The organism is Aquabacterium sp. (assembly GCF_021768455.1).
Taxonomy (GTDB): domain Bacteria; phylum Pseudomonadota; class Gammaproteobacteria; order Burkholderiales; family Burkholderiaceae_C; genus Aquabacterium.
Genome location: NZ_JAIZVX010000039.1, coordinates 16,450 through 27,913, shown reverse-complemented (window position 1 = coordinate 27,913; position 11,464 = coordinate 16,450). Strand labels below are relative to the sequence as shown.

Here is an 11,464-nt window from a genome sequence, read left to right as displayed (position 1 = left end):
CAAGCTGCGAGTCTCAAGGGCAAGTCGTGGGATCAGGTCCGTGATGTGATTTCCCGTGGTGAAAGTGGCACGTCTGCTTCCTCGGTGCTTGGCACTTCACAAGGTGCTGCCCTACGTATGGGTCAGGATGCTGCCGGTAAGTCGAATGCCTCGGCGCTGATCCAAGCAGCAGCATCCCCGACGCAGAATCCCCGTGACATTGTGACGGGTCTTCAGCAGGGTGCTTTTGCTGGTACGGATGCTGGTTTCCTAAACAACCGAATCAATCAAATTGTGAACTCATCGAAGGTGAATGGGCAGGCAACCATCACCCCGAGCCAAGCAGGCGTCATCCTTCAGGATGCTCTCCGAGTGAACAATCACTCGTGGGGGATCACTAATTTCCTCGAAGGCAATTCGGTCCGGGTCAACAAAAACGGCGACCGCCTCAGCCAAGACTATATCGACAATGAGGTGGCCCGTGCCAAATCGGGTGGACTCATTCAGGATGCAGTCCGTCAAGGCGATGTGGCAACCGGGGTTCAGACCTTGGCTCAGGCACAGGCTGCCCGTGATGCTGCACAGGCCCAGCTCGTTGCCACCCGTCAGCGGATGGTCAGTCAGCCGGGCTTGCAGTTCCAGATCCCTCGTTTGCAGGCTCAGCTTGATGCTGCGAATGCGATCTTGATCAAGGCTCAGGGCAATGTGAATACCTCGGCTGCACCTGTGGTTCAGCCTCCGGCACCCAAGCCGGGTGAACCCGGTTCGCATTGGTACGATGGGCTGTTCACGCTTCATCGGAACTAACCACCAATTTATTGTGGTAAAAGATAACCCCCGGCCTAACGGCTGGGGGTTTTCAATTTACGGCGAGAGCATCCTAGTGTTATGAGGCTCCATCACCGAACGTAGGATAGCAGATGGCCACCTCTTATCAGTCGATGCTGGATCAGTTCCTTGCCGCCAGCCCCGTGACCAATCCCGGTGGATACGATACCTCGAACATGCCTGCCACGAAGCAGGCTGAGGTCGAAGCGGCGACCCAAGCCAAGATGGCTCAGATGGGGCCGGATGGTTATTCCCTCTCGACCATGGCGAACACCCGTTCCGGGCAGGCATCGGCTGATCCGATTGCTCGTGATTTCACTAGTATGACGCCCTTCGCCTTTCGACAGAAGTATGGCGATGATATTGGCCAGCGTTATTCGGCTGCCTTTTCTTCTGGTGATGCTGCTCGTCGTTCAGATACCCAATCCCAGCGGACAGGTGTCCAGCTTCTCAGTGACAGTGCCAACTCGGCCACGGCAGGTTTCCTCAATGGCTTCGCCGGTCTGGGGAACCTCGCTGTTTCCATGGATCCGACCTCGCGTCTAGTGAGCACGGGAGCCCGTGCCCTCGGCTATAACGACGTTGCCAACTCCATCGACAATGCCCGCAGCACGGCCAGTGTGAAGATCGCCGAGGCTATTGCTGGTGCAAACGACTTCGCTCAGGGCCTTCAATCGGATCAGATGCAGGGTGCCCGCCGTGCCTACACGGCTCAGCAGACTCTGGATGCTGCCGATAACAAGGCTAACGAGGCCATCAATGACAAGACCCATGGTGGGGTTCTGCCCGGTGCATGGCGTGTTGCGGCTGATGCTGCTGATAGTCTGGGCAATTCGCTTTCCAATCCGGCCATGGCCACGGACACTATCGCTTCGGGCGTTGGTTCGCTGCTTGCAGCCGGTCCCATGGCCAAAAGTTTGGGGGCTCTTGGTCGTGCTACTATTGGTCGATTGGGTGCCACGGAAGCCATTGCGGCTGCTGCTGAACGTCAAGCTGCCGGTCGCATTCTTTCGACTAGCGATCAGTTGCTGCTCAAGGGCGCCGAAGAAGGCCCGGTCATGGCCAGCATTGCTGGTATGGAAGGTGGTGGGGCCTATCAGCAGACGGCTGATGCTGCTCGACAGGCTTTGGCTGGTCGTACCGATCTCACCGAGGATCAGAAGAACCAGATGGCTGATGCTGCTGGTCGTAAGGCCGGTCTCATTCAGGCCGGTGCTGCTGTGGCGATCTCGCCTCTGGTAGCGAAGTTCGAGGCCCATCCAACGGGTGTTGCCTCGCTCCGTGAGGCTGGCCAGAATATTCTGAAGGAAGGAATCGAAGAAACTATCCAGTCCGGTTCGGGACAGCTTGCTCAGAACTATAGCCTGCAACAGCATGTCAATCTGAAGCAGGATTTGCTGGATGGTGTAGGTGAACAGGCTGCCCTTGGTGGCTTGGGCGGTCTTGGTTCTGCTGGCATGGTACAGGCCCCCGGTCTTGCTTTGCATGGTGCAGTCGAAACTGCAAAGCTCCCGTTCAAGGCGATGGGCAAGGCCCTGACCTATGCCGGTGATCGGTTCGATGCCCGCAATCAGCGGGTAGCCGATAACATCATCTCGGGTCTGACCGATCAGGCCAATGATGCTGCTCCGGGTGCTCAGGCTGAAGCCGAGGACACCATCAGCCGCTGGAACAAGTCCGACGACACCAAGGACAAGGCCAAGGCATGGGTGGCTCAGAATATCGCTGGGCTTCAGAACATCCGAGGTATTCAGGATACGGCTGCTGCTGTCACCCAGAAGGGTGGGGCCATGATCGACAAGTTGATGTCGATGGCCAAGCTCGGCGATCAGGTTCGTGAGAGCCAGAATGCTCAGGACGGTGAGACCCCCGATGGTCTTCAGAACTCTACGATCCAGAAAGTCAAGGATGTGGTGGCCAATGCTGCTCAGTCCGAGAGCGTCCAGAAGGCTATGGAGGTCGGTAAGGATCTTTATGGTCGGGCCGCATCCAAGATCAACTCGTTCGTGCAATCAAGCATCGACACGGCCAAGACTGATCCCACGACCGAAGATCACTGGCAGAATGTCCAGAACACCGTGCCTTTGGTCACGCAACTGGCCGAGACCAACCCCGAGAAGGTTGATCCGAAGACGGCTGGTGATCTGCTGTTTCATGATGAGCAGGGTAACATCAAGTTGACCCCTTATCAGCGTGCCACGCTTCGTTCGGTGCAGGCTACCGCTCAGGCTGCTCAGGCTGGTTCGGAACTAGCCTCAAAGTACGGCATGAAGGACGCTCCTGCCGTATCCCAGCAAGTGCTGACCAATGCTCCCAAGGATGGAGGAAAGCTGTCCATCTATGGACATCTTCAAGGCATTCGTGCTGCGTACAACGCGGGTAACACTAACCTCGCTTTCGAGCTTCTCGGAAACCTGCGTGGCTTTGCTCAACACTTGAGCAACAAGGTCGGCTCGTTCAACAGTGCCTTGGCCGGTGGGAACTCGGATCCTAGCAACCCATTCACTGGCTTCAATGTCCACATCGGTAACGGGAAATTCCGTCCCGGCGGCAGTACCTACATCGACCCTCGTCGGGCGAGTAACGTAAAGCTGGCCCAAGAGGTTGCTGTGCAAGCACGAGTCGCCGCTGATGCGGTGAACAATCTCAGTGCTGCTTTCGGGCTGCCAGTCGAACATATTGATCCTACCCAGCTTGATGGTTCGTTGGAGGGCCATGCAGATACCATCGCAAAGGAATACCGTGATGGTAGCCGTATGGTTCCTGTTAATGAGACGGAACGAGACACCACCAAGACTGAACCTCAAGTTAAGGATAGCAAGGAAGCTGACACACTATCTACCCCGGAAAAGGTTCCCAACGAAGTAAATAAAGTTGAAGAACCTGCCCCGCTTGCGGATAAGGAAGAGCCTGCGGCTGAACCAAAGGGACAGGAAGCTGACAAGCCTGCCGCCGAGGCTGTCGAACCTGCTGATAAGCCGGTGGAAGCCCCTGTGGAAACTCCGGTGGAAAAGCCCAAGCCGGTTGCCGGTAATGAAAACCGTCTGTCCGCCATCAAGGGGCTAGACTCGGATCGCACCCGGCTGTCCGAAACGAATGAACCTGTTCAAATGGTCAAGGATACCCTGACCAATGAGACGACATTCGAGTCCGTGGTGGGCGAGGAATTGAACCGAACGTTCTCCAAGCCTGTGGCTGCTGCCTACCAAATGTATCTTGGTTTCGCTGATGGACTGGTGAACAGCCTCAATGATCGCCTCAAGAGCTTCCTGTCCAAGGACAGTGTTGCCAAGGCGATTGCCCGTGATGGGTTCGAGAAGGCTGTAGCCTACACCAATGGTGGTGCTCTGAACTTGGTTCAGCAGAACCCTGATGGCACCTATGGTTATGACCAGAAGCTGATCCAGACGGCTACGCTGGCTGCTCTTCAGTGGTATCTGAAGATGAACAACTCGGGCCGTCAGTTGACGGACGATGACGTTCGCAGCGTCTTCAGCCTGAATAGCGATGAAGCTGTGCCCCCCGGTCTGGCCAAGAGCCTGTCCGGTGGTTTGCTGATCTCGGATGTGTCTCGTTCCTTGGCTCAGGAGATCCAGCGTTTCTGGGGTGCCACGGTCGATCCCAATGCACCGGCCAACCATGCCAATGCTGTCTTCGAGGGCATCGCCAAGGAGCTATTGACGGTCATGGTCGATAATGGCCTGATCGAGACTAATAAGGTGGATGTCTCGGCACTTCCCATCAATGGTGGTGTGCGTGAGGTGAACATCTACCGTCCGGCCATGCTGCGGGATGAGAATGGTGAGCCGGTCAAGCGGGCTGATGGTTCGCTTCAGCGTGTGCTGGCGGATGACAACCCCATCCGTCAGTTCCCGACTGCCATCGAGAAGGCTGCACTGAAGGACAAGGAGGAAGTCACCTATGTCGGTGAGCCTCCGAAGACTGTCCAGAAGACCCAGCTTCGGTCGGATACCCCTATTACGGAACAGCAGCAGAGTGTGGTGGCCAAGGAACAGGGCGTTCCCCACTTCGTCAATATGCCTTTCATTGACATGCTCAACCGCATGGCCGAGCCTTTGGTGCTGCGTCTGTTCGGTGGTGGAGACACGAGTGCTCCTCTGAACATCAACGACAAGCGTTCACTGGAAGGGCAGAACTTGACGGCCCAGTCGGCGTTCCGGTCGATCCAGAACATGCTGGCCGAAGTGACCAGCTATGCTGCCAAGGCAGGAACCAAGGTCGAGGAAGCACCTGTCCACTTTGCCTATGCCTATACGGTGGTGAACCGCCTTCAGATGCTGGGCAAGGACAATCCCCAGTCCAGCAAGCTGATGCGTGAAGCGGTGCTCCCAACGTGGAACACCATGGACATGACCAACCCAGACAACCGGGCCAAGTTCACTCTTGGTCTGGCACAGGCTCTGGGCGTGAAGGTTCACACCCTCGGTCAGACCGAGATGCGTGCTGCTCTCAATGCCAAGCTGGCAGGGTTCAAGGGCACGCTGGACATCCTTGGTTCCAATGGAAAGCTGACCGAAGCCGACATCGACACGATGAAGGACGAAGGTGTGGACAGCCCTGTGGCTCTCCATGCTCTGATGGAATATGCCCGTCTGCTGAAAACGACCCCGGAAGATCGCAAGGCTTTCCGCACGGCTCTGTACTTCGAGGCTGATGGTGTTACTAATGGTGTGGTGAACGCCATGAGCCTGTTCACCTCGGGCAAGTTCACGCCTTCGTGGATCTCTAACATCGAGCGTGGTGGTCTCTGGTTGGGTGAGCAGGCCATGAGTCTTGCCAACCTGCGTGGCCGGGACAGCAACTCCAAGAACGATCTGTATGGTGTGGCTGCCGATGGCACGGCTGTGAATGTGAGCCAGTTGTTTCGGGCCCACAGTGGCCACCCCGAGGCTGACCAGATCCGTCATGTCCTGACCTTCTTGGGCCAGTTCCTCGACGGTGTGCAGTATGCCGAGGGTGACGGCGATCTTCAGGTGTCTCGTGGGGCCACCAAGAACCCGCTGACCATCACCATCTATGGTTCGGGTGCCAATGGCATTGCCGGGAACATCTTGGATGAAGCTCTGTCGAGCCTGTATTCCCGGATGTCTCAAGCTGCTCAGGCCAAGGCCAATGACAAGAGCTTGTCCACTGGGCAGGCCCTGTTCGGTGGTGATAAGGAAAGTGCCGAGGTCAAGCTCAAGGCTCTCACCGAGAATCTGTCGGCTCTCGTTGGTTCCTCCCTAATGTCCGAGAAGTCGGGCAAGACTTCGAGCCTGCATCTCAACAAGAACGGCAAGGTCAACATCGACCTGTCGAACTTCGAGGAGTTCACGGTCGGCGGTGAAGCCTACAAGGCCATGCGTCAGAACGTGCTGCACGCCTTCGTTGAACCTATGGTCGAAAGCATCACCAACACGGTGGGGCCTGATCTGATCCGCACCATGGATCTCATCAAGACCCAGACACAGGCTTGGTCTCAGGTCGGCCAGTTCATGTACCAGAACGCTTACGCCAAGGCTCTCGAAGCCAAGCGTGAAGCGAACCCGGACATGAGCCCGTATGACCTGCTGTCGAAGGCTGAGACGGACAAGATCCTGAAGGACATTCAGGCCAACATTCCCGGCTTCAGCACCGGCACCCAGAACTTTGCGTTCGGGGGCCAGACCCGGTTGAACCTGCCCTTCATGAAGACGAAGGCCGGTAAGACCCTGACGCCGGAGTTCAGCCGCAACCTCGACGGCACCATGGACACGTCTGCCTATGGCAACATGCCCGGTGATGCCGGTGTGTCGGGCCAGCCCAACATGACGATCGGTTCGGGTGACGGTCAAGCCGTGCAGAACATGATCGAGAACCCCGACATGCCTGCCGAGCACATGCAGATCTTCGACGGTATCCACTCGACGGTGGCTGATCTGGACAAGATGGGGCAGGTGGCCAACAAGGGTGTGGCTGACTCGTGGCAGAACAATCCGCTGGCCCACCTGACGGAAGCCTTCGGGAAGTTCGTGGACCAGCTCGACCTGTCTTCGTTGACGGAAGATCAGCGGAAGATGCTGGCCAAGGGCCTGCTCAATTCCTGGGACGGTATTCCGACTGTCGAGCAGCTCGAAGCCGCCTTCAAGAAGACGGCCATCGACGGTCAGCGTATGGCCGACGGCATCGAGAAGCGTCAGTCTGTCCTGTCTCGGGTGCAGCTCTCGGTGGACCAGATGGCTGGTGCAGCTAATCCTCACACCCAAGAGGGCGTGATCCTCTCTGGTTCCCCGCAGGAGAAGGCTGCTCAGTTGAACCGTATGCTGGCTCAAGTGGTCACGCAGGAAGCCCCTGAGGCCGTACAGAGCGAAGAGGAGGCAAAGCCTACCGAGAGTGCCCCGGAAGCTCCTAGGGTCTCTAATGCCCCCCAGAGCCTCTTCTCGAAGGTGCTCGAAAAGGCGATCACGAAGATCACCAATGATCGGCTGACCCGGAGCCTGCTCCGTGATGTCATCCGGTCGGGCCGGGTGAACGACTATCAGATCCACACGGGCACCCGTGAAGAGCTGCTGGATCGTGCTGCCGATATGGGAATCAGCCTTGCACCTGAGCGTCAGGGGACGTTCATGGGCTTCATGGATCCTGCCTCGAAGCAACTCTTCGTGGTCAATGGCAACAGTGAGACCATGCTCCATGAGCTGATCCATGCTGCCACCTATGAGACTGTGCAGGCTCACTACAACGGTGAGGACGTTGGACCTGAAGCTAAGGAGGCCATTGGCCGCCTTGAAGGTCTGATGGACCAGTTCAAGGAAGCTGGCTTCGATGGAGCTGCATACCAGAATACTCTGGATGAGATGGAGCGTCAGGCGGCTCAGGGCAATCCTGCCGGTGAACTGAACGAGTTCATGGCATGGTCGCTCTCGAACCAAGAACTCTCGGAGCAGCTTCGGGATACCAAGGCGAACCCGATTGTTCGTCTGGCCCGTGCTGCCATCCGTGAATTGAAGGCTCTGCTCTTCGGCGGTAAGCGGTCGGCTGCCGTCAAGGATGATATGTTCACCAACATCCGTTTCAACACCAATGTGCTGATGCGGACGGAGAACGGTGTCCGTTCGATGAGCCAAGAGGGCCTGCTGTTCCATGACCCTAACTTTGGTGATAACCAGCGGATCGCGGATTTGTTGGGGAGCATCAAGGGCAAGGTCACGGACTTCATTGGGACCGACCGACTGAACCGTGTGGTCAATGCCGCCAACACCAAGCAGAGCTTGGTGAATGGTGCCCGTATCCTGAAGGCGTTCACTGAGGCTGGCTTCGATATGACGAAGCAGGAGCAGGTGGCCTTCATGCATATGGTGGGCATCATGGGCACTGCTGCTGATCTGGATGCGAATGCCACCAGCCGGATGCAGGATATGTACGCCCACGTCATCAAGCAGCTCTCGGTTGATGATTTCCTGAAGAACCCGGATGTCCTCGACACGGCTGATAGCGATCAGGCGAACCGGAAGTTCACGCTTCTGGCTGGCAAGTTTGCTGCTCGGCAGGATGGCTTGCAGCGTTCGACGATCCTCCCTGCGTTCGTGGCTCTGGCCATGACCAATGAAGAGTTCCGTCAGATGCTGTCCAAGGTCGAGATGCCCAAGGGCAACTATGAGGCTTGGAACTCGGTGGACAATATCCTCGATAACATCGGGGAAATGGGCATGGATGCTGTGGGCCGGGCGATCTCTGGTGAGGGCTTTGGTTCCAAGAACGTGCAGACGGCTCTCGATGGTCTGGTCGCCCAGATGCTGGAAACCAGCAACGACGCCCAGCTCTACATCGAGAAGTTCACCAACCCGATCGGTAACGGGATCGACAAGGCGAACAGCATTCTGGTCGATGCCTTCAACAAGCTCGGCGAGACTGCACAGGCCAATGTGAAGAAGCAGCGTGAGAACGGTGCTGGCAAGATGAAGGTAGCTCTGGCCGAAACCCTTCAGACGCTGGCTGGTATGCTCCATGAACCGACGGGTCATGAGATGGCCTTGAAGATCATGTCCAATGCCAACCGCACGGATAAGCTCGGCACTTTCCCCTTCGATCTGCTCAACGATCTCGTTGGTCGAACCAAGGAGAACGCCAAGATCTATGACCTCATCAAGCTGGCTCACCAGTGGGTGTCGGGCATCCGGCAGACCTATATCGAAACGATGCCCCGGATCTTGGAAGGCAATTTCACTCGTACCCTGACGGGTGATGAGAAGACGGCTATGCACAAGGGTATTGCCCAGACCGATCTGTCCTCGCTGCTGTCTGGCAACAAGGTCGCGGATGTGTTGGGGTGGATGCAGTCTGCCTCGAAGCGGGACGTGAAGATCAAGGAACTGAAGGACCGCATCCGCGAGATCTCGCCGGACCATGCAAACCTGATCGTGCAGAAGGCCAGCGAACTGGCTGACTATATGGTCACGAAGCAGGCCGATAGTAATCTGCTGCGGAATGCCGATGCCATCGCCAATCTGTTGGGCGAGGGTGTCCGGGACACGAACACCTCTCGGGAGATGGTGGAAGCCATCGACCATCTGGTCTCGCTTCAGGCTCTGTCGAACCAACCAACCCCGATCCGCAACACGCTTGAGGTGCTGGCCACTCATGAGGGCCATGGTCTCGACTTCGTGTTGAACTCGCTCAAGGGTCAGGCTGATGCTGATCGTGAGAAGGCTACGGGCAATGCTCGGTTCAACCACTACAAAGGGTTCATGACCCAGCAGAACGCTGATGGCTCGCACATCATGGTGGTGAACGATGCTCCCACGAAGCGGGCCGATGGCAGCCTTGGCCTTGGTGCCAAGGACATGCTGGAAATGGGCTATGTCCGGTTGGGTAAGTTCGAGGGCTCTGCCAAGGATCCGTCGAGCAAGGGCAAGTCCTACTGGTTCCTGCCGGTGTCGGGCCGTGCCCAGTTCTCGCAGGGCATCATGCAGAATGTCCAGCAGACTGTCTCTGGTGTGGACAAGAGCACCGGGCACACTCTGGGCCTGACTGGTGGGGCTATCAGTGATCCGAAGTTCCTTCAGCAGATCCAGAACTCGAAGGCTACCGAGACCAAGGGCACTGCCCTGATGCCGCTCTACAACGAGAACGGTCAGCTCGTGGGCTATGAACGTCAGGTCAGCCCGACCATGACGGGCAAGCTGATGCCCAACACGGACCTGACCAAGATGATGGGTGTGCGGGCCGGTCGTCAGGCTGAAGAGGCCAACGCCTTCGCTATGAACAAGAAGCTGATCGACGCCCAGCGTCAGATCTGGGACGACCAGAAGAAGGGCCGTCGTGACGAGTTCGTGGATCTCTTCAAGAGTACGGACCCGGTTCACAAGGCTGCCGTGGCCATCTTCTCCAACGAGACCCATGCCTATATCGAGGCTCGGTTCCCTGAGGGTTACATGGTCCGCAAGGACATGATTAATGATGCTGTGGGCTACCACAATGCCAGCATCGGTGATGCTTGGACGGGCACTTCGCGGTGGTCGCCTGAAACTCAGCGTCTGGTGCGTCAGAGCCTCAAGGGCATGTTCGGTGACAAGGCATATACCTATGCCGTGAAGGCTGAGCGGTTCTTGCAGAATGCCATCGTGCAGGACATCAAGACGACCATTGTGGTAAAGTCCATGATCGTGCCGTTGGCCAATGCTGCCTCAAATGTCTACCAGCTCATCGGTCGTGGTGTCCCATCGGTCCAGATCTTCAAGAACATCCCGAAGAAGACGGCTGAAATCGAGGCATGGCACAAGAGCCGTATCCGTCAGATGGAAGCTCAGGTTGAGCGGCTGGCTGCTACCGATCCCTTGGTTCAGAAGCGTCTTGACGCCGAGATCCAGACGATCAGTGATGGCCATCGCCGTCTCTCGATCTGGCCCCTGCTCGAAGCGGGTGAGTTCTCGTCGATCTCGGATGCTGGCAGCCGTGAGGAAGTTATGCTCTCGGAGGGCCGTCTGTCGGATTACATCGAGTATCTGGTCAACAAGTTGCCGGGGCCGATGCAGACCGCTGGCAAGTATGCCATCATGTCCAAGGACACTGCACTCTTCCGGGGCTTGCAGAAGACGGTGGACTATGGCGACTTTGTGGCCAAGGCGATCCTCTACGATGATCTGACCAAGCGGCAGGGTAAGTCCAAGGCTGAAGCCCTGAGCCAGATCACCGAGGAGTTCGTGAACTACGACCGGCTGCCCGGACGTGATCGTCAGTACCTTGAGAGTGTTGGTCTTCTCTGGTTCTGGAACTTCAAGATCCGGTCGGCCAAGGTGGCCCTGTCCATGGTCCGTAACAACCCGGTCCACGCATTGGTCTCGTCCAACCTGCCCATGCCTCTCTCGGGGATCGGGCTGCCTATTCAGGACAACCTCTGGATGTCCCTGTTTGACGGGCGGGCGGTGAACTCGATGGGCCTGCATATGGCCTTCAGGGCACCGGGATTGTTGCCAATTGGCAACCTGTTCCGATAAATAAAAAATCCCCCTCGGGTTCCTACCGAGGGGGATTTCATTTGACCTAGCCTTGTGGCGGCTTTCGATCCCCCAACTTGGAGAGAACGAGGATCGCAATGACCACAATTACGGCGACTGCGATGTAAGGGGCTGCTGCGATAATGGCGGCGCTTATTGCAAAAAACGCCGTCACGATCACG

At 57.1% G+C, this 11,464-nt stretch carries 2 protein-coding genes; both read left to right on the top strand.

Annotated features, from left to right (window positions below; genetic code table 11):
- Positions 1 to 786, top strand: a 786-nt coding sequence (locus QZ994_RS07450) for a hypothetical protein (RefSeq protein WP_290870417.1), incomplete at its 5' end; no start/stop codon positions are given.
- Positions 787 to 899: 113 nt separating this feature from the next.
- Positions 900 to 11,282 carry a hypothetical protein gene (locus QZ994_RS07445; RefSeq protein ID WP_290870414.1) on the top strand — a complete coding sequence of 3,461 codons (10,383 nt, stop codon included), beginning with the start codon at positions 900 to 902 and terminating at the stop codon, positions 11,280 to 11,282.
- The last annotated feature ends 182 nt before the right edge of the window (positions 11,283 to 11,464 follow it).